The sequence below is a fragment of the Rathayibacter sp. AY1D5 genome, assembly GCF_002932515.1.
GTDB lineage: Bacteria > Actinomycetota > Actinomycetes > Actinomycetales > Microbacteriaceae > Rathayibacter.
Genome location: NZ_PSVU01000010.1, coordinates 1 through 26146, shown reverse-complemented (window position 1 = coordinate 26146; position 26146 = coordinate 1). Strand labels below are relative to the sequence as shown.

Sequence of the window (26146 nt, the reverse complement as noted above, 5' to 3'; positions counted from 1 at the left end):
ACCGCGGATCCTCCCGCGAAGGCGGGAGAACACAATGGACCTCGTCCTCCGGTCGTTCTGGCCGATCCTCTCCGGGGGCATCGTCGGGACGATCCCGCTCGCGCTGGCGAGCTTCGCCATCGGGCTCGTGCTCGCGCTGGCGGTCGCCCTGATGCGGCTCTCGCGGGTGCGGATCCTCTCCTGGATCGCGCGCGCCTACATCTCCGTCATCCGGGGCACGCCGCTCCTGGTGCAGCTGTTCGTGATCTTCTACGGGCTGCCGAGCCTCGGACTGAAGATCGACCCCTGGCCCAGCGCCACCATCGCGTTCGCCCTCAACGTGGGCGGCTACGCGGCGGAGGTGATCCGCGCGGCGATCCTCAGCGTCCCGAAGGGGCAGTGGGAGGCGGCGCACACGATCGGCATGAGCCGCTCGCTCTCGCTGCGGCGCATCATCCTCCCGCAGGCCGCGCGCGTCTCCGTCCCGCCGCTGTCGAACACCTTCATCTCGCTGGTGAAGGACACCTCGCTGGCCTCCCTCATCCTGGTGACCGAGCTCTTCCGGCAGGCGCAGAAGATCGCCACCGCGTCGAGCGAGTTCATGCTCCTCTACCTCGAGGCCGCTCTGATCTACTGGCTCATCTGCCTGGTGCTCTCCAGCGGCCAGGGCCTGCTCGAGAAGCGATTGGACCGCTATGTCGCCCGCTGACACTCCGACCGACGCCCGGCCCGTGCTCACGGCCCGCGGCCTCCGCAAGTCGTTCGGCGGAGTGGAGGTGCTGCGCGGCATCGACCTGGAGGTCCATCGCGGCGAGGTCGTCGCCCTGATCGGGCCGTCCGGCTCGGGCAAGACCACCGTCCTGCGCTCGCTGAACAGCCTCGAGGTGCCGGACGGCGGGGTGGTCGAGCTCGCCGACGGCAGCGTCCTCGACTTCGACCGCGGCGTCGGACGGAAGGCGCTGACCGGGCTGCGCGACCACTCCGCGATGGTCTTCCAGCACTTCAACCTCTTCCCGCACCTGACCGTCCTCCAGAACGTGACGGAGGGGCCTCTGCGAGTGCAGCGCCGTCCCGCGTCCGAGGTGGTCCCGGAGGCGGAGCGCCTGCTCGAGCGCGTCGGCCTCGGCGGCCGGGGGAGCGCCTACCCCTTCGAGCTCTCCGGCGGTCAGCAGCAGCGCGTGGGCATCGTCCGGGCGCTCGCGCTGCGGCCCGATCTGCTCCTCTTCGACGAGCCCACCTCGGCGCTGGACCCGGAGCTGGTCGGCGACGTGCTCTCGCTGATGCGGGAGCTGGCGGGGGAGGGCTGGACCATGCTCGTCGTGACGCACGAGCTCGAGTTCGCCCGGCAGGTGGCCTCGGAGGTCGTCTTCATGGCCGACGGCGTGGTCGTCGAGCGGGGCGCCCCTGCGCAGATCCTCCGGGAGCCGCGAGAGACTCGCACCCGGCAGTTCCTGCACCGCCTCCTCCACCCGCTCGAGTAGACGGTCGGCGCTGTCCCCCGTCGACGGGGAGCCGCGCGGCGCACCGGGCGCGGCGGAAGGCGTGCCTATGCTGTCCGGGTGACCTGGAGCAGCGACGCCGAGACCACGCGGATCCCCTCCGCGACCGAGACGTCCGGCGGAACCGGACCCCAGCCGACCCGGGAGTACGTCTGGCCCGAACCCGTGACGGGCCGGCAGCCGACCGTCGAGCCCGTCGCCCCGGCCGTCGCGGCGTCAGCCCCCAGCGCCCTCGGGCCGGTCGAGGCCGAGCCCGAGCCGGTCCGGCGCTCCGGCAACCGCCTCGCGGGCCTCGCGCTCGCCCTACTGACGACCGCGGTCTTCGCCGTCCTGTACCTCGTCGCCCTGACGGCGATCCGCCTGCTGGTCGACCGCGTCGGCGGCGACCCGGTCGCCCTCGCGCTCGACGCTGCGCCGACCGCGCTCTTCCTCGCCCCGGTGGCCGCGTTCCTCGTCGGCCTGGCGCTGATCGTGCTGGTCGTGAACCGCGCGGGCTGGTGGGCCTACGTCCTCGGCGGCTTCCTCGTCGCCCTCCTCACGGCCGCGGCCGCGCTGGTCGGCGGCTGGAGCGCCGTCGGACCGCTCGCCCTGCCGATCGACCGCTCCCTCGCGCTCGACTACGTCCGCGATCCCGCCGTACTCGCGGCGGTCCTCGCCGCCGGCGTCCTCGGCCGGGAGGCGAGCGTCTGGGGCGGCGCCGCGATCGCGGGCCGTGCCCGGGGCGTCAAGCGCCGCAACGCCGAGCGCGAAGCGGCCGCGCAGTCGTGACTCCGGAGGGGCAGGGGCAGGGCCGCGGAGCCGGCCTGGGCTACGGCCTCGCGCTGGCCGGCTTCGCCGCGTTCCTCTACCTCGCCCTGGTCGTCTGCGCGTTCGGGGTCCTCAGCCTCCTGCTGGACCAGGACGTCGTGCCCGAGCGCGACGCCGGTCCGCTGCTGGGGCCGGTGTCGGTGGCGGTCTGCGTCGTCGCCGTGCTGGTCGCGATGGTGACCCTCGCCGCCCGTCCCGCCGTCCACCGCGTCCTCGGCCCGTCGCTGCTGACCGGGGTCGTCGTCTACCTGCTCTTCCTCGTCACCGGCGGAGCGCTCTACGGGCTCGGCCGCCAGGAGCCGGGGGAGATCCTCGGCTGGATCCTCGACCACGCGCCCACTGTCTTCGCGATCGCGACCGGCGTGCTCGCGGCCGCCGTCCAGCTCGTGTTCCTCCTGCTCCTGGCCCGTCGCGACGCCGGCGGCCGCAGCCCCCACTGGGGCTGGGAGGGCGACGAGCGGGAGTGACGACGGAGTCCCGGCGCGGCTCAGCGCGGCGCTGCGGCATCTCCCAGGGCGAACGCCGCTCGGTTGACCGGCCCCGTCACTCCCCGTAATATTCTTCGGGTGTGCGCTTTGCCGTGCGCTCGTGTCGTGCCTCCGGGTCGATGCGGTCGCCGCACTTCGCTCCACCGGGTCCGCGAGGATCCGCGGGTTCGTCCGATCGGGCGGCCCCCACGGCATACCCCTCACCCTCCCGGTCCCGCTCGCGGGGCCGCGGGGTGCGTCGGGTCCAGATGAACTCGGCCGTTCCCGGAGACGGGAGGGCCGAATGTCGACCATCGATCCGCTGTCACCGTGCAGCATTCAAGGAGCAAAACCAGTGCCAACGATTCAGCAGTTGGTCCGCAAGGGACGCACGCCGAAGGTCACCAAGACCAAGGCGCCCGCCCTGAAGGCCAACCCCCAGCAGCGCGGCGTCTGCACGCGCGTCTACACGACCACGCCCAAGAAGCCGAACTCGGCCCTCCGCAAGGTGGCCCGCGTGAAGCTCTCCAACGGCACCGAGGTCACCGCCTACATCCCCGGCGAGGGCCACAACCTGCAGGAGCACTCGATGGTGCTCGTGCGCGGCGGTCGCGTCAAGGACCTCCCCGGTGTCCGCTACAAGATCGTTCGCGGCGCCCTGGACACCCAGGCCGTCAAGAACCGCAAGCAGGCTCGCAGCCGGTACGGCGCGAAGATGGAGAAGAAGTAATGCCTCGTAAGGGCCCCGCTCCCAAGCGCCCCGTCGTCGCAGACCCCGTCTACGGCGCCCCCATCGTCAGCCAGCTCGTCAACAAGATCCTCCTGGACGGCAAGAAGGGCCTCGCCGAGCGCATCGTCTACGGTGCCCTCGAGGGCGTCGCCGGCAAGAACGGCCAGGACGCGGTCGTCACCCTCAAGAAGGCGCTCGACAACGTCCGCCCGACCCTCGAGGTCCGCAGCCGCCGCGTCGGTGGCTCGACCTACCAGGTCCCGGTCGAAGTCAAGCCCCACCGCGCCAACACCCTCGCGCTCCGCTGGCTCACCAGCTACGCGAAGGCCCGTCGCGAGAAGACGATGACCGAGCGTCTCATGAACGAGATCCTCGACGCGTCGAACGGTCTGGGCGCCGCTGTCAAGCGTCGCGAGGACACCCACAAGATGGCCGAGTCGAACAAGGCCTTCGCGCACTACCGCTGGTAGCGCACCCCGCGGCCGCCTCCGGGCGACCGCGACCACCGGGCCCGCGGCGTCACCGCTGCGGGCCCGGTCCCGGCGGCGGATCGCCCGATCCCCGCGACCGGGCGACCGCCACCACCAGAATCCCAGCCATTCGGCCATGAACCCGGTGCGCTGGCTCCATCACCTATCGGAGGAACTCCGTGGCACAAGATGTGCTCACCGACCTGAACAAGGTCCGCAACATCGGCATCATGGCCCACATCGATGCCGGCAAGACCACCACCACCGAGCGCATCCTGTTCTACACGGGTATCACGCACAAGATCGGCGAGGTCCACGACGGCGCCGCGACGATGGACTGGATGGCGCAGGAGCAGGAGCGCGGCATCACGATCACGTCCGCCGCGACGACCTGCTTCTGGAACAAGAACCAGATCAACATCATCGACACCCCCGGTCACGTCGACTTCACGGTCGAGGTCGAGCGCTCGCTCCGCGTCCTCGACGGCGCCGTCGCCGTCTTCGACGGCAAGGAGGGCGTCGAGCCCCAGTCCGAGACCGTCTGGCGTCAGGCCGACAAGTACGACGTCCCGCGCATCTGCTTCGTCAACAAGATGGACAAGCTCGGCGCCGACTTCTACTACACGGTCGACACGATCATCAAGCGCCTCGGCGCGAAGCCGCTGGTCATCCAGCTGCCCATCGGCGCGGAGTCCTCCTTCGAGGGCGTCGTCGACCTGGTCGAGATGCGCGCGCTCACGTGGCGCGGCGACTCGAAGGGTGACGTCGCGCTCGGCGCGAAGTACGAGATCGAGGAGATCCCGGCCGACCTCGCCGACAAGGCGGCGGAGTACCGCGAGAAGCTCCTCGAGACCGTCGCGGAGACCTCCGACGAGCTGCTCGAGAAGTACTTCGGCGGCGAGGAGCTCACCGTCGCGGAGATCAAGGGCGCCATCCGCAAGATGACCGTCAACTCCGAGATCTACCCGGTGCTCTGCGGCTCGGCGTTCAAGAACCGCGGCGTCCAGCCGATGCTCGACGCTGTCGTGGACTACCTCCCCTCCCCGCTCGACGTCCCCGCCATCGAGGCGCACGACGTCCGCGACGAGGAGAAGGTCATCATGCGCCACGCGGACTCGACCGAGCCCTTCTCGGCGCTCGCGTTCAAGGTCGCCGTGCACCCGTTCTTCGGTCGCCTGACCTACGTCCGCGTCTACTCGGGCAAGCTCGACTCCGGCGCCCAGGTCATCAACTCGACCAAGGGCAAGAAGGAGCGCATCGGCAAGATCTTCCAGATGCACTCCAACAAGGAGAACCCGGTCGACTCGGTCACCGCCGGCCACATCTACGCCGTCATCGGCCTCAAGGACACCACCACCGGTGACACCCTGAGCGACCCGGCCGCGCAGGTCGTGCTCGAGTCGATGACCTTCCCGGAGCCCGTCATCGAGGTCGCCATCGAGCCCAAGACGAAGGCGGACCAGGAGAAGCTCGGTACCGCGATCCAGAAGCTCGCGGAGGAGGACCCCACCTTCCGCACGGAGCAGAACCAGGAGACCGGTCAGACGGTCATCAAGGGAATGGGCGAGCTGCACCTCGACATCCTGGTCGACCGCATGAAGCGCGAGTTCAACGTCGAGGCCAACGTGGGCAAGCCCCAGGTCGCGTACCGCGAGACGATCCGCCGCACGGTCGAGAAGTACGACTACACCCACAAGAAGCAGACGGGTGGCTCCGGCCAGTTCGCGAAGGTCCAGATCACCATCGAGCCGATGGAGGTCGAGGCCGACAAGACCTACGAGTTCGTCAACGGCGTCACCGGTGGCCGCGTCCCGCGCGAGTACATCCCCTCCGTCGACGCGGGCATCCGCGACGCCATGCAGGTCGGCGTGCTCGCCGGCTACCCCATGGTCGGCGTGAAGGCGACCCTGGTCGACGGAGCGGCGCACGACGTCGACTCCTCCGAGATGGCGTTCAAGATCGCCGGCTCGATCGCGTTCAAGGAGGCCTCGCGCAAGGCGCAGCCGGTCCTCCTCGAGCCGCTCATGGCCGTCGAGGTCCGTACTCCCGAGGAGTACATGGGCGACGTCATCGGCGACATCAACTCGCGTCGCGGGATGATCCAGTCGATGGAGGACGCCACCGGCATCAAGGTCATCCGGGCCAACGTCCCGCTGTCCGAGATGTTCGGCTACATCGGAGACCTGCGCTCGAAGACCTCGGGCCGCGCCGTCTACTCGATGACGTTCGAGACCTACGCCGAGGTCCCCAAGGCCGTGGCCGAGGAGATCGTCCAGAAGAACAAGGGCGAGTAGCTCCGCCCCTGGGCCGTCGCCGTTCCCCGGAACGGCGGCGGCCTGGTAGTGTCGTGCGGGTTTGCTGCCGAGTGCAGCGCGCCCCCTGTCGCAGCGGGACGGCCGCACGACCACTGCCGGTAACATACGTACACAAAACCCCCGCAAGTCCTCCTGTCCTCGTGCCGCCCCGTGCGGCCGCCCGGATGCGGATGCTTGCACCTAAGTCCTGAGGAGGACCCACAGTGGCTAAGGCCAAGTTCGAGCGGACCAAGCCGCACGTCAACATCGGAACCATCGGTCACGTCGACCACGGAAAGACCACGCTCACCGCGGCGATCTCGAAGGTTCTGGCGGACAAGTTCCCGTCCGCGACCAACGTCCAGCGTGACTTCGCGTCGATCGACTCCGCTCCCGAGGAGCGCCAGCGCGGCATCACGATCAACATCTCGCACGTCGAGTACGAGACGCCGAAGCGCCACTACGCGCACGTCGACGCTCCGGGTCACGCCGACTACATCAAGAACATGATCACCGGCGCGGCCCAGATGGACGGCGCGATCCTCGTGGTCGCCGCCACCGACGGCCCGATGGCTCAGACCCGTGAGCACGTCCTCCTCGCCAAGCAGGTCGGCGTCCCCTACCTCCTCGTCGCGCTGAACAAGGCCGACATGGTGGACGACGAGGAGATCCTGGAGCTCGTCGAGCTCGAGGTCCGCGAGCTCCTCTCGTCGCAGGGCTTCCCCGGCGACGACGCCCCCGTCGTGCGCGTCTCCGGCCTCAAGGCCCTCGAGGGCGACGACACCTGGACCCAGTCGATCCTCGACCTGATGGACGCGGTCGACGAGTCCATCCCGGACCCGGTGCGCGACAAGGACAAGCCGTTCCTCATGCCGATCGAGGACGTCTTCACGATCACCGGTCGTGGAACCGTCGTCACCGGCCGTGCGGAGCGTGGAACCCTTGCTCTGAACTCCGAGGTCGAGATCGTCGGCATCCGCCCGACGCAGAAGACCACGGTCACCGGAATCGAGATGTTCCACAAGCAGCTCGACGAGGCCTGGGCCGGCGAGAACTGCGGTCTGCTCCTTCGCGGCACCAAGCGCGAGGACGTCGAGCGCGGCCAGGTCGTCGTCAAGCCGGGTTCGGTCACGCCGCACACGGACTTCGAGGGCACCGCGTACATCCTGTCCAAGGATGAGGGTGGGCGTCACAACCCGTTCTACGCGAACTACCGTCCGCAGTTCTACTTCCGCACCACCGACGTCACCGGCGTCATCACGCTGCCCGAGGGCACCGAGATGGTCATGCCCGGCGACACCACCGACATGACGGTCGCGCTGATCCAGCCGATCGCCATGGAGGAGGGCCTCGGCTTCGCCATCCGTGAGGGTGGACGCACCGTGGGTGCCGGTACGGTCACCAAGATCATCAAGTAGGTCCGTCCTACTGATCTCTCGAGAGGGGTCGTCCGCTTCGGTGGGCGGCCCCTCTCGTCGTTCCCGGGGACGCCCGGCTAGCGTGGCGGCATGCCCTTCGTGAAGAGCGACCCCCGTGCCCTCCCGCAGTTCTTCGAGTGGGAGGCGGCCGGCCTGGACTGGCTGCGCGAGGCGGACGGCGGTGCGCGCTGTGTCGGGGTGGAGAGGGTGTCGCCCGGGCGCATCGAGCTGGAGGAGATCCGCTCCGTGCGTCCCTCGGCCGAGCCGGCTCGGGCTCTCGGCGCCGCGCTCGCCCGGACGCACGACGCCGGAGCCGCGGCGTTCGGAACGCCGCCCCCGGGATGGACCGGCCCCGCCTACATCGGCCGCCGCGGGATGCCGTGCCGCCCGGACGACTCGTGGGGGCGCTTCTACGCGGAGCAGCGGGTGCGGCCGTTCCTCAGCCCCGCCGTGGAGGCGGGCAACCTCACGGCAGCCGAGTCGCGGCTCGTCGAGCAGGCTCTGGGCCGGGTGACGGCCGGAGCCTTCGACGACGGTGCGGGGCCCGCCCGGATCCACGGGGACCTCTGGACCGGCAACGTGCTCTGGACGGCGGACGGCGCCGTCCTGATCGACCCCGCCGCTCACGGGGGACACCGCGAGACCGATCTGGCGATGCTGGCCCTCTTCGGTGCTCCGCACCTCGACGCCGTCCTCGAGGGCTACCGCGAGCAGCATCCGCTGGGGGCCGGCTACGAGGAGCGGGTGCCACTCCACCAGCTGCACCCGCTCGCCGTTCACGCCGCCGGTCACGGTCCGTCCTACGGCCGCGCCCTGGCAGACGCAGCGGAGCAGGTGATCGCACTGGCCGGCTGACCGGCGCGCCCGCACCGTTCCCCCAGCCGGGAGCGCCACACTGAGGCACGCGCCGCCCTGTGCGCGTTTACAAGGAGGCATCATCGTGGATCTCGGGAAGCTCGGACGCCAGGCCGGCGAACTGCTCAACAGCCGGAAGGCCCAGGACGCGCTGCGGAGCGAGAAGGCCGAGCAGGTCTCCGACCAGACCCTCGAGAAGGCGGGCGAGATCGCCAGCCGCCTCACCAACGGCAAGTACGACGACCGCATCGAGGACCTGAAGCGCCAGGCCGACAAGCGGATCGGCAACGAGTAGCGGCTGCCGACCGACTGCTCGTCCCCGCCGTCAAGCGGGTGCGGGCCTCGGATCCGCCGTCCTATCGTCGGATCGATGGCTGACACTCGCGCGCGACGACTCCGCAGGACCGATTCGAGCGGGCGCGGCTACACCCGGGTGCGCGCGGGCTCCGGCTTCAGCTACCGCGACCCGAAGGGCGCGACCGTCGCCGACAAGGAGCTGCGCGCGCGCTTCGACCGTCTCGGCATCCCGCCGGCCTGGACGGACGTCTGGATCGCCCCGTACCCCAACGGGCACATCCAGGCCACCGGTGTCGACTCCGCCGGCCGCCGCCAGTACATCTACCATCCGACCTGGCGCGAGCAGAAGGACCGGATCAAGTTCGACCGGGCGCTGCGGCTCGCGGAGGCCCTGCCCGGGGCGCGCCGGGCCGTGACCATCGCCCTCCGCTCGGACGGACCCAGCCGCGAGCGCGCGCTGGCCACCGCCTTCCGGATGCTCGACACCGGGTCGCTCCGCGTCGGCAGCGAGAGGTACGCGAAGGAGCACGGCAGCATCGGCCTCTCGACGCTCCTGTGCGCGCACGCCACGACCCACGGGGACCGGGTCGCCCTCGCCTTCCCCGGGAAGAGCCATCAGGCGTGGACGAGCGAGATCCTCGACCACGACCTCTCGCGCGTCGTCCGTGCTCTCAAGCGTCGCGGGCCGAACGCCCGCCTGCTCGCCTGGAAGGACGGGCGGGAGTGGCGGCCGGTCTCGGCGCCCGAGATCAACGACTACGTGCGCGAGCGCGCCGGCGACGACTTCACGGCGAAGGACTTCCGCACTCTGCACGGCACGGTCGCGGCCGCGCTGAGCCTGGCGAAGTCGGGCCCGCAGGCCACGCAGCGCGCTCGGAACTCCGCGATCGCCCAGGCGATGCGCGACGCCTCGGACGTGCTCGGGAACACGCCGACGGTCGCCCGCGCCAGCTACGTCGACCCGCGGCTGCTGGACCACTTCCGCGCCGGCGAGACCATCGACGCGTCGCGCCCCGCGTCGGCCGAGACCGCCGTCCGGGCGCTGCTCTTCGAGTAGCGGGGGAGGCGCTCCGACCCGCGCTGCTGCTCGGACCGACCGGCTCCCCAGGGCCGTCACGACGTGCTCGCGGAGGAGCCCTCCGGCGCGACACGCCCGGGTTGCAGGGGTGGGGCATCTGTGGGAGACTCTTCTAGTTCAAAATTTCCTCTCGGGCGGCGTGCTGCTCGGAGGGGGACACTGCCAGGCAGTGCCGAGACGGCATCGCGGAGGCTCGACCCGAGAGGGCGGCCACGCGGATGCGACGTCGAGGCGGCGGGTAGCAGAACGACAACAACCGACATCTCAACGGTCTCTCCGTGCGTCGTGCGTTCTGCACGCCGATCGGAGCGCCCCGAGGGTGCGGTGCTTTTGACAGAAGAACACTGGTTGCACTTTTCCGGGTCACCGGAGTTCCTTCGCGAGCGCGTCCAATGCGAGACGAGTCCGGCTCCGGCCGGGGGAGTCGCGTACGACGCAATAACAAGAGAGTGAGAGATCACACATGGCGGGACAGAAGATCCGCATCCGACTGAAGTCGTACGACCACGAGGTCATCGACACGTCGGCGCGCAAGATCGTCGACACGGTCACCCGTGCCGGTGCAACAGTGGTCGGCCCCGTGCCGTTGCCGACCGAGAAGAACGTGGTCTGCGTGATCCGTTCTCCCCACAAGTACAAGGACAGCCGCGAGCACTTCGAGATGCGCACCCACAAGCGCCTCATCGACATCATCGACCCGACGCCCAAGGCCGTCGACTCGCTCATGCGGCTCGACCTGCCGGCCGACGTCAACATCGAGATCAAGCTCTAAGGAGGAGTGCCACCATGTCTGTCACTGTTTCCCCCACGCTGAAGACCAGCAAGGGCCTCCTCGGCACCAAGCTCGGAATGACCCAGGTCTGGGACGAGAACAACAAGCTCGTGCCGGTCACCGTCATCGAGATCAGCCCCAATGTCGTGACCCAGGTCCGCACGGAGGAGAAGGACGGCTACACCGCCGTCCAGCTCGCCGCCGGTGCGATCGACCCGCGCAAGGTGAACAAGCCCGCCGCCGGTCACTTCGACGCCGCGGGCGTCACCCCCCGCCGCCACCTCACCGAGGTCCGCACCTCCGACGCCGCCGACTACTCGGCCGGCCAGGAGCTGACCGTGGACGCCGTCTTCGAGGCCGGCACCAAGGTCGACGTCGTCGGCACCAGCAAGGGCAAGGGCTTCGCCGGCGTCATGAAGCGTCACAACTTCAAGGGCGTCTCGGCTTCGCACGGTTCGCACCGCAACCACCGCAAGCCCGGCTCCATCGGCGCCTCCTCGACCCCCAGCCGTGTCTTCAAGGGCATGCGCATGGCCGGTCGCATGGGTGGCGAGCGCGTCACCGTGCTCAACCTCAAGGTGCAATCCGTCGACGCCGAGAAGGGCCTGCTGCTCGTCAAGGGCGCCGTCCCCGGTGCCCGCGGTCGCCTCGTGTTCGTTCGCAACGCCGTGAAGGGAGCGTAGTTCCATGGCTACCTCTGTCGACATCATCGACGTCAAGGGCCAGAAGGCGGGCTCGGTCGAGCTCCCCGCCGCACTCTTCGACGTCCAGACCAACATCCCCCTCATCCACCAGGTCGTCGTGGCCCAGCTCGCCGCGGCGCGCCAGGGAACCCACAAGACGAAGAACCGCGGTGAGGTCTCCGGAGCCGGTCGCAAGCCGTTCAAGCAGAAGGGAACCGGTCGCGCTCGTCAGGGCTCGATCCGCGCCCCGCACATGACCGGTGGTGGCGTGGTCCACGGACCGACCCCCCGCAGCTACGCGCAGCGCACCCCCAAGAAGATGATCGCCGCGGCTCTGCTCGGCGCTCTCTCGGACCGCGCCCGCGGTGCCCGCATCCACGTGGTCGAGTCCCTCGCCCTCGGCGACACCCCCCGGACCAAGGACGTCCTCGTCCTGCTCGACGCCCTCTCGGTGTCGCGCAACGTCCTCGTGGTGCTCGAGCGCGACGACTACATCGCCGAGCTCTCGCTCCGCAACGTGCCGTTCGTGCACATCCTGCCGGCCGACCAGCTCAACGCGTACGACGTGCTCGTCTCCGACGACATCGTGTTCTCGAAGGGCGCGCTCGACGCGTTCATCGCGGCCAAGTCGGGCGTCGAGTCCAACAAGGAAGAGGTGAACGCATGAGCCAGTCCGCCGCGTTCAACAAGGACCCCCGCGACGTCATCATCTCCCCGGTGGTCTCGGAGAAGTCCTACGGCCTGATCGACGAGGGCAAGTACACCTTCGTGGTCGACCCGCGTTCGAACAAGACCGAGATCAAGCTCGCCATCGAGAAGATCTTCGGCGTCGAGGTCGCGTCGATCAACACGCTGAACCGCCAGGGCAAGACCCGCCGCACGAAGTTCGGCACCGGCAAGCGCAAGGACACCAAGCGCGCGATCGTCACGCTGAAGTCCGGCTCCATCGACATCTTCACGAGCGTCGGCTGAGCCGAAGAAGCGTAGAGGAAACAGACAATGGCTATTCGTAAGTACAAGCCCACGACCCCCGGTCGCCGCGGCTCCAGCGTTGCCGACTTCGCCGAGATCACCCGCTCGACGCCCGAGAAGTCGCTCCTGCGCCCGCTGTCCAAGACCGGTGGCCGCAACAACTCCGGCCGCATCACGACGCGTCACATCGGTGGTGGCCACAAGCGCCAGTACCGTCTGATCGACTTCCGTCGCAACGACAAGGACGGCGTCAACGCCAAGGTCGCTCACATCGAGTACGACCCCAACCGCACGGCGCGCATCGCGCTGCTCCACTTCGTGGACGGCACCAAGCGCTACATCCTGGCCCCGAACAAGCTCTCGCAGGGCGACGTCGTGGAGTCGGGCGCCGGCGCCGACATCAAGCCCGGCAACAACCTGCCGCTGCGCAACATCCCGACCGGTACGGTCATCCACGCCATCGAGATCAAGCCGGGAGGCGGCGCCAAGCTCGCCCGCTCGGCCGGCACCTCGGTCCGCCTCGTCGCCAAGGACGGCCCCTACGCGCAGCTCCGCCTGCCGTCGGGCGAGATCCGCAACGTCGATGCGCGCTGCCGCGCCACGATCGGCGAGGTCGGCAACGCCGAGCAGTCGAACATCAACTGGGGCAAGGCCGGCCGCATGCGCTGGAAGGGCGTCCGCCCGACCGTCCGCGGTGTCGCGATGAACCCGGTCGACCACCCGCACGGTGGTGGAGAGGGCAAGACCTCCGGTGGACGCCACCCGGTCAGCCCGTGGGGTCAGTCCGAGGGACGCACCCGTCGCCCCAACAAGGAGAGCGACAAGCTCATCGTTCGCCGCCGCACCGCCGGTAAGAAGCGCAAGTAGGAGTTGTAGAAGATGCCTCGCAGTCTCAAGAAGGGCCCCTTCGTTGACGACCACCTGCTCCGCAAGGTGTTCACGGCCAACGAAGCCGGCAACAAGAACGTCATCAAGACCTGGTCGCGCCGTTCGATGATCATCCCGGCGATGCTGGGCCACACCATCGCCGTCCACGACGGTCGCAAGCACATCCCTGTGTTCGTGACCGAGACCATGGTCGGCCACAAGCTCGGCGAGTTCGCCCCCACTCGGACCTTCCGCGGTCACGAGAAGGACGACAAGAAGGGCCGTCGCCGCTGACGCGGCGACGAGAAGGAGGAGAGAAATGGTGGAGTCGATCGCACGCGTGCGACACATCCGCGTCACCCCCCAGAAGGCTCGCCGTGTCGTGAACCTGATCCGCGGGAAGCAGGCTCAGGAGGCACTGGCCATCCTGAAGTTCGCGCCGCAGGGTGCGTCCGAGCCCGTCTACAAGCTCGTCGCCTCGGCGATGGCCAACGCTCGCGTCAAGGCCGATGCCTCGAACGAGTACCTCGACGACCAGGACCTGATCGTGTCCCGCGCCTTCGTCGATGAGGGAACCACCCTCAAGCGATTCCAGCCCCGTGCTCAGGGTCGTGCCTTCCGCATCAACAAGCGCACCAGCCACATCACCGTCGTGCTGGCCACTCCTGAGGAGGGGACCAAGTAATGGGTCAGAAAGTAAACCCCTACGGTTTCCGTCTGGGAATCACCACCGACCACGTGTCGCGCTGGTTCTCCGACAGCACCAAGAAGGGCCAGCGGTACAGCGACTACCTCGCCGAGGACGTCAAGATCCGCCGACTCCTCGCCACGCAGCTCGACCGTGCGGGCGTCGCCCGCATCGAGATCGAGCGCACCCGTGACCGGGTCCGCGTCGACATCCACACCGCCCGCCCGGGCATCGTGATCGGCCGCCGCGGCGCCGAGGCCGAGCGCATCCGTGCCGACCTCGAGAAGCTCACGGGCAAGCAGATCCAGCTGAACATCCTCGAGGTCAAGAACCCCGAGGCCGAGGCTCAGCTGGTCGCCCAGGGTATCGCCGAGCAGCTCTCCGCCCGCGTGGCCTTCCGCCGCGCGATGCGCAAGGGCCTGCAGGGTGCTCAGCGCGCCGGCGCCAAGGGCGTCCGCATCCAGGTCTCCGGCCGCCTCGGCGGCGCCGAGATGAGCCGCTCGGAGTTCTACCGCGAGGGACGCGTGCCGCTGCACACCCTCCGCGCGAACATCGACTACGGCTTCTACGAGGCGAAGACCACCTTCGGCCGCATCGGCGTGAAGGTCTGGATCTACAAGGGCGACATCACCAACAAGGAGCTCGCCCGCGAGCAGGCGAACAGCAAGTCGTCGCGCCCCGAGCGCAGCGACCGTCCGCGCCGTGCACCCCGCCAGCAGAGCGAGGCGCCCGTCGCAGCAGGAGTTGAGGCATAACCATGTTGATTCCGCGTCGAGTCAAGCACCGCAAGCAGCACCACCCGGGCCGGTCCGGCCAGGCCACCGGTGGCACCAAGGTGTCGTTCGGTGAGTTCGGCATCCAGGCCCTCACCCCCGCCTACGTGACCAACCGTCAGATCGAGTCCGCTCGTATCGCGATGACGCGTCACATCAAGCGCGGCGGAAAGGTGTGGATCAACATCTACCCCGACCGTCCGCTCACCAAGAAGCCCGCCGAGACCCGCATGGGTTCCGGTAAGGGCTCGCCGGAGTGGTGGGTCGCGAACGTCAAGCCGGGTCGCGTCCTCTTCGAGGTCGCCGGCGTCGACGAGCAGCTCGCTCGTGAGGCCATGACCCGTGCCATCCACAAGCTGCCCCTCAAGGCACGCATCATCAAGCGCGAGGAGGGAGACGCGTAATGGCGATCGGATCCAAGGAGCTCGCCCCCGCCGAGCTCGACACCTACGAGGACGAGCGTCTCGTCACCGAGCTGAAGAAGGCCAAGGAGGAGCTGTTCAACCTCCGCTTCCAGTCGGCCACCGGTCAGCTGGACACCAACGGCCGCCTGCGTGCCGTCAAGCGCGACATCGCCCGCATCTACACGGTCATCCGTGAGCGCGAGCTGGGCATCCGCGCCACCCCCGCACCCGTCGAGGCCCCGGCCAAGGCGGAGAAGAAGCCCAAGACCAAGAAGGCCGCCAAGGCCGAGGTCGAGGCGACCGAGTCGAACGAGGAGGCCAAGTAATGGCAACCGTCAATGACAGCGCCGGCCACGAGTCGGCCGCCCACGACGTGAAGGAGGCGGGCGCTCGCGGATACCGCAAGACCCGTCGCGGCTACGTCACCAGCGACAAGATGGACAAGACCATCGTCGTCGAGGTCGAGGACCGGGTGAAGCACCCGCTGTACGGCAAGGTCATCCGCCGTACGTCCAAGGTCAAGGTCCACGACGAGCTGAACTCCGCCGGCATCGGCGACTCCGTCGTCATCAGCGAGACCCGTCCCCTCAGCGCCACCAAGCGCTGGCGCCTGGTCGAGATCCTCGAGAAGGCCAAGTAGGCCGCGGCCTACTTGAGTTAGCAGGAGAGACACATGCTTCAGCAAGAATCCCGAGTCAAGGTCGCCGACAACACCGGCGCCAAGATGCTCCTCACCATCCGCGTCCTCGGAGGCTCCGGCCGCCGCTACGCGGGCCTCGGTGACATCATCGTCGCCACCGTCAAGGACGCGATCCCCGGTGGCAACGTGAAGAAGGGCGACGTGGTCAAGGCCGTCATCGTCCGCACCATCAAGCAGACCCGTCGCGCCGACGGCTCGTACATCAAGTTCGACGAGAACGCCGCCGTCATCCTCAAGAACGACGGGGACCCCCGTGGCACCCGCATCTTCGGACCGGTCGGTCGCGAGCTCCGCGACAAGAAGTTCATGAAGATCGTCTCGCTGGCACCGGAGGTTATCTAGTCATGGCCAAGATCAAGAAGGGTGACCTCGTCCAGGTCATCTCGGGCGCTACCCAGGCCCGCGGTGGAGACCGCGGCAAGCAGGGCAAGGTCCTCGAGGTGCTGGTCGAGCGCAACCGCGTCGTCGTCGAGGGCGTGAACTTCGTCAAGAAGCACGTCCGCGTCGGCCAGACGCAGCGCGGCTCGAAGGAGGGCGGCATCGAGACCGTCGAGGCCTCGATCCACATCTCCAACGTCGCGCTCGTCGACCCGAAGACCAAGAAGCCGACCCGGGTCGGCCACCGCAACGTGGCCGTCACCAAGGACGGCGTGACCAAGACCGTTCGCGTGCGCTACGCGAAGGCGTCGGGTGAGGAACTGTAATGACTGACACCACCGCAGTGGCTGCGAAGGTTCAGCCGCGGCTCAAGGCCAAGTACCAGGCCGACATCATCCCCGCTCTCAAGGAGCAGTTCGGCTTCGGCAACGTCCACCAGGTCCCCGGCCTGATCAAGGTCGTCGTCAACACCGGTGTCGGTGAGGCCGCCCGCGACGGCAAGATCATCGACGGCGCGGTCAAGGACCTCACCGCCATCACCGGTCAGAAGCCGCAGGTCACCAAGGCCCGCAAGTCCATCGCGCAGTTCAAGCTGCGCGAGGGTCAGGCCATCGGCGCTCACGTCACCCTCCGGGGCGACCGCGCCTGGGAGTTCCTGGACCGCCTGCTCTCGGTGGCGCTGCCCCGCATCCGCGACTTCCGCGGGCTGTCGGACCGCCAGTTCGACGGCAACGGCAACTACACCTTCGGCATCACGGAGCAGTCGATCTTCCACGAGATCGACCAGGACCGCATCGACCGCGTCCGCGGCTTCGACGTGACCGTCGTGACCACCGCCAAGACCGACGACGAGGGTCGCGCGCTGCTCAAGCAGCTCGGCTTCCCGTTCAAGTCGTCGGACAACGCGTAAGCAGCAAGCCTCGAGGCCGGGGGACGGTGAGAACCGCCCTCCGGCCTCGTCGTGCGTCCGCCGCCGGACCGGTCCGTCCGGAGCCGGCGGCGGGCGCCTCGCGGGATCCCGGATCCCGTGCACGATCGGCCCTCGACCGCAGGACCTCGGCCATGTAGCATGGCTCGTTGGCGTGCGTTCGCGCGGCCGCATGGGCGTCGACGTCGTCGGCGCCGTCCCACACCACAGGTCGTCACTCTTGTAAAGGGTGCCGAAACCAGGCGAGAAAGGCACCATCAGCCATGACCATGACTGATCCGGTCGCAGATCTGCTGACCAGAATCCGTAACGCGAACTCCGCGCATCACGACTCCATCACCCTCCCGGGCTCGAAGCTCAAGGCGAACATCGCCGAGATCCTCAAGACCGAGGGCTACATCGCCGACTGGAAGGTCGAGGAGGCGCGCGTCGGCACGACGCTCTCCATCTCCCTCAAGTACGGCCCGAACCGCGAGCGCTCGATCGCCGGCATCAAGCGGGTCTCGAAGCCCGGACTCCGCGTGTACGCGAAGTCGGCCGAGATCCCCACCGTGCTCGGCGGCCTCGGCGTCGCCATCCTGTCCACCTCGAGCGGTCTCCTGACCGACCGCCAGGCCGAGAAGAAGGGCGTGGGTGGGGAAGTCCTCGCCTACGTGTGGTAACCCCTCATGTCGCGTATTGGAAGACTCCCCATCGAGATCCCGGCGGGCGTCGACGTCTCCGTCGCCGGATCCGCTGTGACCGTCAAGGGCCCCAAGGGCGAGCTGACCGTCTCGGTCGCCAGCCCCATCCAGGTGTCCGTCGAGAACGGCCAGGTGCTGGTCTCGCGTCCCGATGACGAGCGCGAGTCGCGCTCGCTCCACGGCCTCACCCGCACGCTCATCGCGAACGACATCATCGGTGTCACGCAGGGCTACTCCAAGGGCCTCGAGGTCGTCGGAACCGGTTACCGCGTGCTGGCGAAGGGCTCGGACATCGAGTTCGCGCTCGGCTTCTCGCACCCGGTCGTCGTCACCCCGCCCGCGGGCATCTCGTTCACGGTCGAGGGCAACAACAAGCTCACCGTGCGCGGCATCTCGAAGCAGGCCGTCGGTGAGGTGGCCGCCAACATTCGTAAGATCCGCAAGCCCGAGCCCTACAAGGGCAAGGGCGTGCGCTACGCCGGCGAGGTCGTTCGCCGCAAGGCCGGAAAGAGCGGTAAGTGATCATGGGACTCGGAACCAGAGGAAAGAGCAAGTCCGCTGCGCGCGGTCGTCGTCACGACCGTCTGCGCAAGAAGGTCGTCGGATCCGCCGAGCGCCCCCGCCTCGTCGTCAACCGCTCGGCCCGCCACGTCTTCGTGCAGGTCGTCGACGACGCTCAGGGCCGCACCCTCGCGTCGGCGTCGACCCTCGAGGCCGACCTGCGCGTGTTCGACGGCGACAAGACCGCCAAGGCCCGCAAGGTCGGCGAGCTCGTCGCCGAGCGCGCCAAGAACGCCGGTGTCGAGGCGGTCGTCTTCGACCGCGGAGGCAACAAGTACGCCGGTCGCGTCGCCGCGATCGCCGATGGAGCACGAGAGGCAGGGCTCAACCTGTGAGCGCCGCAGAGAACAAGGAACCCGAGGTCGCCGCTGTGTCGGAGGCCCCCGTCGAGACCGCTGCGTCCACGCAGCCGCAGCAGGAGGCTCGTGAGCCCCGCCGCGGCGGCCGCGACCGCAACCAGGGTGGCCGCGACCGCGGTGGCCGTGACGCCGAGAAGAGCCAGTTCCTCGAGCGCGTCGTGACCATCAACCGCGTGTCGAAGGTCGTCAAGGGCGGCCGTCGCTTCAGCTTCACCGCGCTCGTGGTCGTCGGAGACGGCAACGGACTGGTGGGCGTCGGCTACGGCAAGGCCCGCGAGGTCCCGACCGCCATCTCCAAGGGCGTCGAGGAGGCGAAGAAGAACTTCTTCCGCGTCCCCCGCGTCGCCTCGACCATCCCGCACCCCGTCCAGGGTGAGGCCGCCGCCGGTGTGGTGCTCCTGCGCCCCGCCGCCGCGGGTACCGGTGTCATCGCCGGCGGTCCCGTCCGCGCCGTCCTCGAGTGCGCCGGCATCCACGACGTCCTGAGCAAGTCGCTCGGCTCGTCGAACACCATCAACATCGTCCACGCGACCGTCGAGGCTCTGAAGCAGCTCGAGGAGCCGCGCGCCGTCGCCGCTCGTCGTGGTCTCGACTTCGACCAGGTCGCGCCGGCACGTCTCGTCCGTGCCGAGGCCGACGCCCTCGCCGCCGCGTCCAACGCGAAGGCAGGTGCCTGATGGCCCAGCTCAAGGTGACCCAGATCAAGTCGAAGGTCAGCGAGAAGCAGTACCAGCGCGACACGCTGCGCTCGCTCGGCCTCAGGAAGATCGGTCAGAGCGTCGTCCGCGAGGACAACGCCCAGAACCGCGGATACGTGAAGACCGTCGCCCACCTGGTGAAGGTCGAGGAGATTGACTAATGGTTGAGACGAAGAAGGCCGCCGCCGCGGAGTCCACGACTCCCGCGCAGGCGACCACCACGAAGGGCGCGGCGGCGCCGGCGACCAAGGAGCACGTGCTCAAGGTCCACCACCTCCGCCCCGCTGCCGGAGCCAAGAAGGCCAAGACCCGCGTGGGTCGCGGTGAGGGCTCCAAGGGAAAGACCGCCGGTCGCGGCACCAAGGGCACCAAGGCCCGCTACCAGGTGCGCGTCGGCTTCGAGGGTGGGCAGATGCCGCTGCACATGCGCACCCCGAAGCTCCGCGGCTTCAAGAACCCGTTCCGGGTCGAGTACCAGGTCGTGAACCTGTCCGCTCTCGCGGAGCTCTACCCCCAGGGCGGCGACGTCACCATCGGCGACCTGGTCGCCAAGGGTGCTGTCCGCAAGAACGAGAAGGTCAAAGTCCTCGGGGACGGCGACATTGCGGTTAAGCTGAACGTCGCGGTCGACAAGGTCTCCAGCTCTGCCGAGCAGAAGATCGTCGCTGCGGGCGGATCCATCAAGTAGCACCAGCAGCTTGTCGGTCGAGCTTGCCACGCCGACTCCCTCCGGGAGTGCGTGGCAAGCTCGACCTGTATCCCGCACCACAGAATTGAGCAGGAGACCTTAGGTAGTGTTTGGCGCCGTTGCGCGGATCTTCCGCACCCCCGACCTCCGCCGCAAGATCGGCTTCACCCTCGCGATCGTGGCGATCTTCCGGCTGGGATCCTTCATCCCTGCTCCGTTCGTCGACTTCAGCGCCGTGCAGGCCTGTCTCGCCGGCAACCAGGGCACCTCGGGTCTCTACGAGCTCGTGAACCTCTTCAGCGGTGGAGCACTGCTCCAGCTGTCGATCTTCGCGCTCGGGATCATGCCGTACATCACGGCGTCGATCATCGTGCAGCTGCTGCGCGTGGTCATCCCTCACTTCGAGACGCTGTACAAGGAGGGGCAGTCCGGTCAGGGCAAGCTCACCCAGTACACGCGGTACCTCACCATCGCGCTCGGCGTCCTCCAGTCGACGACGCTGATCACCGTCGCCCGCTCGGGCGCCCTCTTCGGCAACTCCGGCGTCCCGGAGTGCTCGGCGCTCATCATCACCGACGAGTGGTACTCCATCCTCCTCATGGTCATCACCATGACCGCGGGCACCGGGATCATCATGTGGATGGGCGAGCTCATCACCGAGCGCGGCATCGGCAACGGCATGTCGCTGCTGATCTTCACCTCGATCGCCGCCCAGTTCCCCACCTCCCTGTGGTCGATCGCGCAGTCGCGCGGCTTCGAGACCTTCCTCCTCGTCCTCGGCGTGGGCCTCGTGCTCGTGGTCGCCGTGGTCTTCGTGGAGCAGTCGCAGCGGCGGATCCCCGTGCAGTACGCCAAGCGGATGGTCGGCCGCCGCACCTACGGCGGCAACAACACCTACATCCCGATCAAGGTCAACATGGCCGGCGTCGTGCCCGTCATCTTCGCCTCGTCGCTGCTGTACCTGCCCGCGCTCATCGCGCAGTTCAACCAGCCCGCCGCGGGCCAGGAGGCCCCGGTCTGGGTCACCTGGATCACGAACTACCTCACCAAGGGCGATCACCCGCTCTACATGGCGCTGTACTTCCTCCTGATCGTGGGCTTCACCTACTTCTACGTCGCGATCACCTTCAACCCGGACGAGGTCGCCGACAACATGAAGCGCTACGGCGGCTTCATCCCCGGCATCCGCGCCGGCCGCCCGACCGCCGAGTACCTCAACTACGTGCTCACCCGGGTGACGCTGCCCGGATCGGTCTACCTCGGCCTCATCGCGCTCGTGCCCCTCGTGGCCCTCGCGCTGGTCGGTGCGAACCAGAACTTCCCCTTCGGCGGCACGTCAATCCTGATCATCGTCGGAGTCGGCCTGGAGACGGTGAAGCAGATCGACTCCCAGCTGCAGCAGCGCCACTACGAAGGACTCCTCCGATGACGTCGCACCCGATCGGCTTCCGTCTCCTGCTGATCGGCCCTCCCGGCGCAGGCAAGGGGACCCAGGCCGCTCGGCTGAGCGACATCCTCCGGGTGCCCGCCATCTCGACCGGGGACATCTTCCGCGCGAACGTCGCCAACGAGACCGAGCTCGGTCTCCAGGCGAAGGCCTACCTCGACAACGGGCGCTACGTGCCGGACGAGCTGACCAACGCGATCGTGCACGACCGCCTCCAGGAGGCGGACGCGTCGACCGGGTTCCTGCTCGACGGCTACCCGCGCACCACGGAGCAGGTCGACGAGCTCGACCGCATCCTCGCCGCGGACGACAACCGGCTCGACGCGGTCGTCCAGCTGACGGCCGATCCCGACGAGGTCGTCGGCCGCCTGCTCAAGCGCTCGCTCGAGCAGGGGCGCAGCGACGACACCGAGGACGTCATCCGGCGCCGACTCGCGCTCTACGAGGAGCAGACCGCTCCGCTCATCGACGTCTACGCGGCCCGCGGGCTCGTGGTCGTGGTCGACGGCCTCGGGCCGGTCGACGAGGTGACCGAGCGGATCGTCGTCGCCCTCGAGGGCCACCGCGTGGGCCGCCTCGACACCCCGGCCGCCTGAGCCGTGGCGTTCCGCTCCTCGCTCTACAAGACGCCCGCGCAGCTGCGGTCGATGCTCGCTCCGGGCCTCGCCACGGCCGCCTCGCTCGACGCGGTCCGCGCGGCGGTCCGCCCGGGCGTCACCACGCTCGAGCTCGACGCGATCGCCGAGGCGGCGATCGTCGCGCTCGGCGGCCACTCGAACTTCCAGCTCGTCCCGGGCTACCGGCACACGATCTGCGCCTCGGTCAACGACGAGGTGGTCCACGGCATCCCCGGCGGGCGCGTGCTCGAGCCGGGCGACCTGGTCTCCATCGACAGCGGCGCCGAGATCGACGGCTGGAACGGCGACTCCGCGATGACGGTGGTCCTGCCCGATCCCTCCCGCCCGGAGGAGGTCGCGGCACGCGCCGAGCTCTCGCGGGTGACCGAGGGATCCCTGTGGCGGGGGATCGCCGCCCTCGCCTCCGCCCGCCATCTCAACGAGGTCGGCGCGGCGATCGAGGAGTACATCGAGGACGAGGCCGAGCGCTCGGGCCGCGTCTACGGCATCCTCACCGACTACATCGGCCACGGCATCGGGCGCACCATGCACGAGGCTCCGCCGGTCTTCAACTACCGGGTGCGCCAGCGCGGCCCCGAGGTGAAGCCGGGACTCGTCGTCGCGATCGAGCCGATGGTCACCGCGGGCAGCGCCGAGACCTTCGTCCGCGAGGACGAGTGGACGGTCGCGACCGAGGACAGCGGCATGGCCGCCCACTGGGAGCACTCCGTCGCCGTGCACCACGACGGCATCTGGGTCACCACGCTCGCCGACGGCGGCGCGGCCGGCCTCGCCCCCTACGGGATCGTGCCGACGCCCTTCGCCTAGAGGCCCCAACGCGGAGCTCCTCCGATCCGATGCGGAGGAGGCTCCTCGTGGCCTCTCGCGCCCGGCGGGGGTCCGTCGGGCGCCCACGAAGCGCGGGAGCGGGAGGACGACAGCGCCCTCCGGCTCCACCCGGAGTGCGGGAGTCGGCTAGCTGTCGATCACCCGCACCAGCTCCTCGATGAAGCCGCCGAAGTCCGTGGAGCGCCGGATGAGTCGCTGCACCTCCGCCCGGTCGGCGAACACCTCGACGAACTGGTCGAACACCGACTGGAAGGTGCTGCGGCCGGCCGAGGCGAACGCGATCATAGCGATCACGTTCACCCGCTGCTCGCCCCACTCCATCGCGGTGTCGTTCACGACGATCGCGATGGAGGTGTGGCGGGCGCTCATCGCCATCGCGTGCGGGACCGCGAGGTTGTCGGTGAACGCCGTGGAGCTCATCCGCTCGCGCTCGATGGCGCCGTCGACGTAGTCCTCGTCGATGATGCCGCCGGCGATCATCCGCTCGCCCAGCATCCGGATCATCGCCGCCTCATCGCGCGTGTGCACGTTGCGGAAGAACAGCTCCTCGTCGAAGAACTGCAGCAGCTCGTCCTTGATCTGCGCGCGGCGGCGGTGCCGGCGGACGCGGGCGATGGCCCGGCGTACCGTCTCGACGTCGTGGTCGGTGAGGAACGGCTGCACGACCACGACGTCGTCGGACGCGGGGCGCTCGTCGATCGTGGTGATCACGAGGTCGGCGGTGAGCCGGTCCCAGTCGACGTCGCTCCGCGTGATCAGCGAGCGCACCTCCACCTCGGTGCCGAGCGAGCGCTCGACGCGCAGGCGCAGCATGTGAGCGAGGTCGTAGTAGTTGGGGCAGACGATCACGCAGGACAGACGCTCCTCCCGCCGGGACACCCGCTCGAGGAACGAGCCGACGTGGAGGGCGATGTAGGCGATCTCGTCCTCGTTGACCACGACGCCCCGCCGGCGCTGCAGCCCGCTCGCCAGGAACACGGCGATCTCGTAGGTCATCGGGTAGCTGGTCTTGATCGAGCGGGTGAGCGGGTTGCGAGAGTAGCCGCCCTCGGCGGCCCGGGCGATCAGGTTCCGCACGTGCAGGGCGAGGCGGACGATGAAGCCCTCGTCGTCGAGGTCGACCAGGTACTCGCGGTTGACGTCGGCGACGAGCTCGCGGACGACGGCGAGGTCCTCCGGGTCGAGGTAGTTCTCGACCACGGCGGCGACCGGCTCGTTCTGCCCGGGCGTCGCCACCCGCGTCGTCATCAGGATCGCGAGCTGGGCGAGCTCGGCGTCGGTCAGGCGCGTCGCGAAGTGCCGCTCCACCAGCTCCGCCAGCAGGGCCGCGAGCTCGCCGTGGATCGCGGGGGAGGGGCGGGAGCCGGAGGGGTCCCCGATGCCCCGGGCGACGCGGTCGACGGCGATCGCGATGTGGAGGAGGACGCTGTTCACGCCGTAGTCGTTGATGTAGTAGCCGCGGGTCTCGAGCTCGGCCAGCAGCTCGGTCTTGAAGGCGCCGAGGCCGGGGGAGGCGAACTCGCGCTGGACGTCGTCGAGCGTGAAGACGCCCTGCGCGCTCTCGTCGCGGAACATCCGCGAGATCAGGCGGCGGCGGGCCTCCTCGCTGCCCTCGAGGCGCACCGACGGGCCGCGCCGGACCAGCCCGAGGCCGGCCTCGTCGGCGAGGGCCTTCACCCGGCGCAGATCGGCGTCGACGGTCGACTCGCTCACCGACAGCGCGTCGGCGAGGGCGAAGACGTTTAGGCCCTCGTCGGAGTCGACCAGGCGGCGGACGATGCTGTACAGCCGGTCGCGCGGTGTGTCGGGCTCGACGTCGCGGCTGCGCTGCGCCTCCAGGTACGCCGCGTACGCCTCGCGCGCGAGCCGGTAGCCGTTCGCGGAGGACTCGACCGGCTCCAGCGGGGCGGCCTGCGCCTTCACCGCGGTGACGTAGCTCCGGACGCTGCGGGTGGTGACTCCGAGCCTGTCGGCGAGCTCGTGCGCCGTCACCCAGCCGTCGGCGCGGGAGAGGTACTCCAGCAGTCGTTCGCGGTTGTCAGGCATCAGGCTCCAGGCGTGCGGTCGGGGCGGGCGCCGGGAGCGCCACGACCCTGCCGCGGGCCCGCAGGACGCGGGCGGCGAGTCGTACGTCCCGTCAGTCAATCACCCCGGCGACGCGCCCGGGAGCCCCCGCGCCGCGGGTGGAAGGGGCCGTCTTCCGCCCCCGCGGAAGATTGTCTGCTGGAGGGTGCCGCCCCTCCGAGGGGATGCTTGGATGAATCACGACCCGGACGCGAGGAGGCGAACGAGGTGCGGAAGATCCTGATCGTCTGCGGTGCAGGCGCGTCGAGCACGTTCCTGGCCCACCGGCTGCGAGCGGGCGCGAAGGAGCGCGGCATGGATGCCGTGTTCCGCTCCGAGACCCTCAACGGTCTCGACCACTCCCTCCCCGAGGCCGACGTCCTCCTCGTGGGGCCGCACCTCGAGTCGCAGTTCGACGGACTCCGCCACCGTGCGGAGCTCGTGGGAGCCGCGGCCGCCCTCCTCCCGCCCGATGTCTTCGGAGCGCACGGTGCCGATGCCGTGCTCGAGACCCTGCCCGTCCTCTTCGCCGCTCGCGCGGTCGTCGCAGGCGCGGACGGGGACTCCTCCACCCGCCCGGTCCGTCCGGGCGAGCCCGACTCCGGGCACCACTGATGCAGTCGCGACTGCAGGATCAAGGAGAAACGTTCATGGTCGAGCGCACCGTGCAGGTTGCATCGTCGAAGGGCCTCCACGCCCGCCCCGCCTCGCTCTTCAGCCAGGCCGCGGCGAAGTCGGGTCAGAAGGTCCTCGTCGCCAAGGGCGACGCGACCCCGGTCAACGCCGCGTCGATCCTCGGGATCATCTCGCTCGGCATCGAGCACGGCGACGAGCTCACCGTCAGCGTCGAGGGCGACAACGAGCAGGCCGTGCTCGAGGAGCTCGCGACCTTCCTCACCACCGACCACGACGCGTGACGCGGAGCGTCACGCAAGGCGGCCAGCCCCGGCGCCCACGGCGCCGATAGACGCGGCAGCCCCTGGAGCGTGACGGCGACCCTCAATGGGTCGCACGAGGCGCCTGCGAAACCCGGCGACGGACCGCGTCAGCCTCGGGAACGCAACGGCGACCCTCAACGGCTCGCACGAGGCGCCCGCGAAACCCGCCCCCGCTCACTCCCG

Annotated in this window: 37 protein-coding genes; 36 read left to right on the top strand and 1 reads right to left on the bottom strand. The window is 69.1% G+C overall.

Annotated features, from left to right (window positions below; translation table 11 throughout):
• Positions 1-34 precede the first annotated feature (34 nt).
• The 34 genes from C5C82_RS04690 (at position 35) to map (ending at position 22940) form a co-directional block, all read left to right on the top strand.
• Positions 35-688, top strand: coding sequence for an amino acid ABC transporter permease (locus tag C5C82_RS04690; protein WP_104224574.1), 654 nt, complete (start codon positions 35-37; stop codon positions 686-688).
• Positions 675-1460 (top strand): amino acid ABC transporter ATP-binding protein, encoded by a 786-nt coding sequence (locus C5C82_RS04685; RefSeq protein WP_104273242.1) that lies wholly within the window; start codon positions 675-677, stop codon positions 1458-1460. Before C5C82_RS04690 ends, C5C82_RS04685 begins: the two co-directional genes overlap by 14 nt.
• Positions 1461-1538: 78 nt before the next feature.
• Positions 1539-2246 carry a hypothetical protein gene (locus tag C5C82_RS04680; RefSeq protein WP_104295964.1) on the top strand — a complete coding sequence of 236 codons (708 nt, stop codon included), beginning with the start codon at positions 1539-1541 and terminating at the stop codon, positions 2244-2246.
• Positions 2243-2752, top strand: a complete 510-nt coding sequence (locus C5C82_RS04675; RefSeq protein WP_104224572.1) for a DUF6121 family protein — start codon at positions 2243-2245, stop codon at positions 2750-2752. The genes C5C82_RS04680 and C5C82_RS04675 overlap by 4 nt, the downstream gene beginning before the upstream one ends.
• 355 nt (positions 2753-3107) lie before the next feature.
• The gene (gene rpsL / locus C5C82_RS04670) at positions 3108-3482 is read left to right on the top strand and encodes a 30S ribosomal protein S12 (protein ID WP_011186743.1); all 375 of its coding nucleotides are present in this window, start codon (positions 3108-3110) and stop codon (positions 3480-3482) included.
• Complete coding sequence (rpsG, locus tag C5C82_RS04665; protein ID WP_068251443.1) at positions 3482-3952, top strand: 30S ribosomal protein S7; 471 nt, start codon at positions 3482-3484, stop codon at positions 3950-3952. Before rpsL ends, rpsG begins: the two co-directional genes overlap by 1 nt.
• Before the next feature lie 179 nt (positions 3953-4131).
• On the top strand, positions 4132-6246 hold the full coding sequence (fusA, locus tag C5C82_RS04660; protein ID WP_104224571.1) for an elongation factor G: 2115 nt from the start codon (positions 4132-4134) through the stop codon (positions 6244-6246).
• Positions 6247-6470: 224 nt separating this feature from the next.
• A complete protein-coding gene (gene tuf, locus C5C82_RS04655; protein ID WP_104224570.1) occupies positions 6471-7664 on the top strand; it encodes an elongation factor Tu in 1194 nt (397 codons plus the stop codon).
• Positions 7665-7754: 90 nt separating this feature from the next.
• Positions 7755-8519, top strand: a complete 765-nt coding sequence (locus C5C82_RS04650; RefSeq protein ID WP_104295965.1) for a fructosamine kinase family protein — start codon at positions 7755-7757, stop codon at positions 8517-8519.
• Between the two features lie 85 nt (positions 8520-8604).
• Complete coding sequence (locus C5C82_RS04645) at positions 8605-8814, top strand: antitoxin (protein WP_159939075.1); 210 nt, start codon at positions 8605-8607, stop codon at positions 8812-8814.
• 75 nt (positions 8815-8889) lie between these two features.
• A complete protein-coding gene (locus tag C5C82_RS04640; RefSeq protein ID WP_104295966.1) occupies positions 8890-9873 on the top strand; it encodes a DNA topoisomerase IB in 984 nt (327 codons plus the stop codon).
• 484 nt (positions 9874-10357) lie between these two features.
• Entirely contained in the window at positions 10358-10666 is a 309-nt protein-coding gene (rpsJ, locus tag C5C82_RS04635) for a 30S ribosomal protein S10 (protein ID WP_005050520.1), read from the top strand.
• A gap of 14 nt (positions 10667-10680) precedes the next feature.
• On the top strand, positions 10681-11349 hold the full coding sequence (gene rplC, locus C5C82_RS04630) for a 50S ribosomal protein L3 (RefSeq protein ID WP_104354687.1): 669 nt from the start codon (positions 10681-10683) through the stop codon (positions 11347-11349).
• 4 nt (positions 11350-11353) lie between these two features.
• Positions 11354-12016: a 50S ribosomal protein L4 gene (gene rplD / locus C5C82_RS04625; protein WP_104224565.1), complete on the top strand. Its 663-nt coding sequence runs from the start codon at positions 11354-11356 to the stop codon at positions 12014-12016.
• Positions 12013-12321, top strand: coding sequence for a 50S ribosomal protein L23 (rplW, locus tag C5C82_RS04620; protein WP_068209445.1), 309 nt, complete (start codon positions 12013-12015; stop codon positions 12319-12321). The genes rplD and rplW overlap by 4 nt, the downstream gene beginning before the upstream one ends.
• A 27-nt stretch (positions 12322-12348) precedes the next feature.
• On the top strand, positions 12349-13188 hold the full coding sequence (gene rplB, locus C5C82_RS04615; protein WP_068251462.1) for a 50S ribosomal protein L2: 840 nt from the start codon (positions 12349-12351) through the stop codon (positions 13186-13188).
• A gap of 12 nt (positions 13189-13200) precedes the next feature.
• Entirely contained in the window at positions 13201-13482 is a 282-nt protein-coding gene (rpsS, locus tag C5C82_RS04610; protein WP_055787078.1) for a 30S ribosomal protein S19, read from the top strand.
• Between the two features lie 25 nt (positions 13483-13507).
• Positions 13508-13873 carry a 50S ribosomal protein L22 gene (rplV, locus tag C5C82_RS04605; protein ID WP_077221988.1) on the top strand — a complete coding sequence of 122 codons (366 nt, stop codon included), beginning with the start codon at positions 13508-13510 and terminating at the stop codon, positions 13871-13873.
• Positions 13873-14631 carry a 30S ribosomal protein S3 gene (gene rpsC / locus C5C82_RS04600; RefSeq protein WP_068209439.1) on the top strand — a complete coding sequence of 253 codons (759 nt, stop codon included), beginning with the start codon at positions 13873-13875 and terminating at the stop codon, positions 14629-14631. Before rplV ends, rpsC begins: the two co-directional genes overlap by 1 nt.
• Before the next feature lie 2 nt (positions 14632-14633).
• Positions 14634-15053 (top strand): 50S ribosomal protein L16, encoded by a 420-nt coding sequence (rplP, locus tag C5C82_RS04595; RefSeq protein ID WP_068209436.1) that lies wholly within the window; start codon positions 14634-14636, stop codon positions 15051-15053.
• Positions 15053-15379 carry a 50S ribosomal protein L29 gene (gene rpmC, locus C5C82_RS04590; RefSeq protein ID WP_104224564.1) on the top strand — a complete coding sequence of 109 codons (327 nt, stop codon included), beginning with the start codon at positions 15053-15055 and terminating at the stop codon, positions 15377-15379. The genes rplP and rpmC overlap by 1 nt, the downstream gene beginning before the upstream one ends.
• The gene (gene rpsQ, locus C5C82_RS04585; RefSeq protein ID WP_104224563.1) at positions 15379-15693 is read left to right on the top strand and encodes a 30S ribosomal protein S17; all 315 of its coding nucleotides are present in this window, start codon (positions 15379-15381) and stop codon (positions 15691-15693) included. Before rpmC ends, rpsQ begins: the two co-directional genes overlap by 1 nt.
• Positions 15694-15726: 33 nt before the next feature.
• Positions 15727-16095 (top strand): 50S ribosomal protein L14, encoded by a 369-nt coding sequence (gene rplN / locus C5C82_RS04580; RefSeq protein ID WP_104224562.1) that lies wholly within the window; start codon positions 15727-15729, stop codon positions 16093-16095.
• 2 nt (positions 16096-16097) lie between these two features.
• A complete protein-coding gene (rplX, locus tag C5C82_RS04575) occupies positions 16098-16457 on the top strand; it encodes a 50S ribosomal protein L24 (protein ID WP_104224561.1) in 360 nt (119 codons plus the stop codon).
• Positions 16457-17041 carry a 50S ribosomal protein L5 gene (gene rplE / locus C5C82_RS04570; RefSeq protein ID WP_104233919.1) on the top strand — a complete coding sequence of 195 codons (585 nt, stop codon included), beginning with the start codon at positions 16457-16459 and terminating at the stop codon, positions 17039-17041. Before rplX ends, rplE begins: the two co-directional genes overlap by 1 nt.
• Before the next feature lie 281 nt (positions 17042-17322).
• On the top strand, positions 17323-17721 hold the full coding sequence (gene rpsH, locus C5C82_RS04565) for a 30S ribosomal protein S8 (RefSeq protein WP_068209423.1): 399 nt from the start codon (positions 17323-17325) through the stop codon (positions 17719-17721).
• A 6-nt stretch (positions 17722-17727) separates the two neighbouring features.
• Positions 17728-18264: a 50S ribosomal protein L6 gene (rplF, locus tag C5C82_RS04560; protein ID WP_104354686.1), complete on the top strand. Its 537-nt coding sequence runs from the start codon at positions 17728-17730 to the stop codon at positions 18262-18264.
• A 2-nt stretch (positions 18265-18266) separates the two neighbouring features.
• Complete coding sequence (gene rplR / locus C5C82_RS04555) at positions 18267-18638, top strand: 50S ribosomal protein L18 (protein WP_056037296.1); 372 nt, start codon at positions 18267-18269, stop codon at positions 18636-18638.
• The gene (gene rpsE / locus C5C82_RS04550) at positions 18635-19339 is read left to right on the top strand and encodes a 30S ribosomal protein S5 (protein ID WP_104224559.1); all 705 of its coding nucleotides are present in this window, start codon (positions 18635-18637) and stop codon (positions 19337-19339) included. The genes rplR and rpsE overlap by 4 nt, the downstream gene beginning before the upstream one ends.
• Positions 19339-19521, top strand: coding sequence for a 50S ribosomal protein L30 (gene rpmD / locus C5C82_RS04545; RefSeq protein ID WP_181024623.1), 183 nt, complete (start codon positions 19339-19341; stop codon positions 19519-19521). The genes rpsE and rpmD overlap by 1 nt, the downstream gene beginning before the upstream one ends.
• Entirely contained in the window at positions 19521-20048 is a 528-nt protein-coding gene (gene rplO, locus C5C82_RS04540) for a 50S ribosomal protein L15 (protein WP_104354685.1), read from the top strand. Before rpmD ends, rplO begins: the two co-directional genes overlap by 1 nt.
• 106 nt (positions 20049-20154) lie before the next feature.
• Complete coding sequence (gene secY / locus C5C82_RS04535; RefSeq protein WP_104224557.1) at positions 20155-21477, top strand: preprotein translocase subunit SecY; 1323 nt, start codon at positions 20155-20157, stop codon at positions 21475-21477.
• Positions 21474-22091: an adenylate kinase gene (locus C5C82_RS04530; RefSeq protein WP_181028829.1), complete on the top strand. Its 618-nt coding sequence runs from the start codon at positions 21474-21476 to the stop codon at positions 22089-22091. Before secY ends, C5C82_RS04530 begins: the two co-directional genes overlap by 4 nt.
• Before the next feature lie 3 nt (positions 22092-22094).
• The gene (gene map / locus C5C82_RS04525) at positions 22095-22940 is read left to right on the top strand and encodes a type I methionyl aminopeptidase (RefSeq protein WP_104295968.1); all 846 of its coding nucleotides are present in this window, start codon (positions 22095-22097) and stop codon (positions 22938-22940) included.
• A 147-nt stretch (positions 22941-23087) separates the two neighbouring features.
• Here the strand turns inward: map and C5C82_RS04520 are convergent, their stop codons facing one another.
• On the bottom strand, positions 23088-25007 hold the full coding sequence (locus C5C82_RS04520) for a transcription antiterminator (RefSeq protein ID WP_104295969.1): 1920 nt from the start codon (positions 25005-25007) through the stop codon (positions 23088-23090).
• A gap of 207 nt (positions 25008-25214) precedes the next feature.
• On the opposite strand from C5C82_RS04520, the gene C5C82_RS04515 reads away from it, so the two are divergent.
• Together C5C82_RS04515 and C5C82_RS04510 are read left to right on the top strand one after the other, a co-directional pair.
• Positions 25215-25640, top strand: a complete 426-nt coding sequence (locus C5C82_RS04515) for a PTS sugar transporter subunit IIB (RefSeq protein ID WP_181072886.1) — start codon at positions 25215-25217, stop codon at positions 25638-25640.
• A 35-nt stretch (positions 25641-25675) separates the two neighbouring features.
• Positions 25676-25942 carry an HPr family phosphocarrier protein gene (locus C5C82_RS04510; RefSeq protein WP_104224553.1) on the top strand — a complete coding sequence of 89 codons (267 nt, stop codon included), beginning with the start codon at positions 25676-25678 and terminating at the stop codon, positions 25940-25942.
• Positions 25943-26146: the final 204 nt, after the last annotated feature.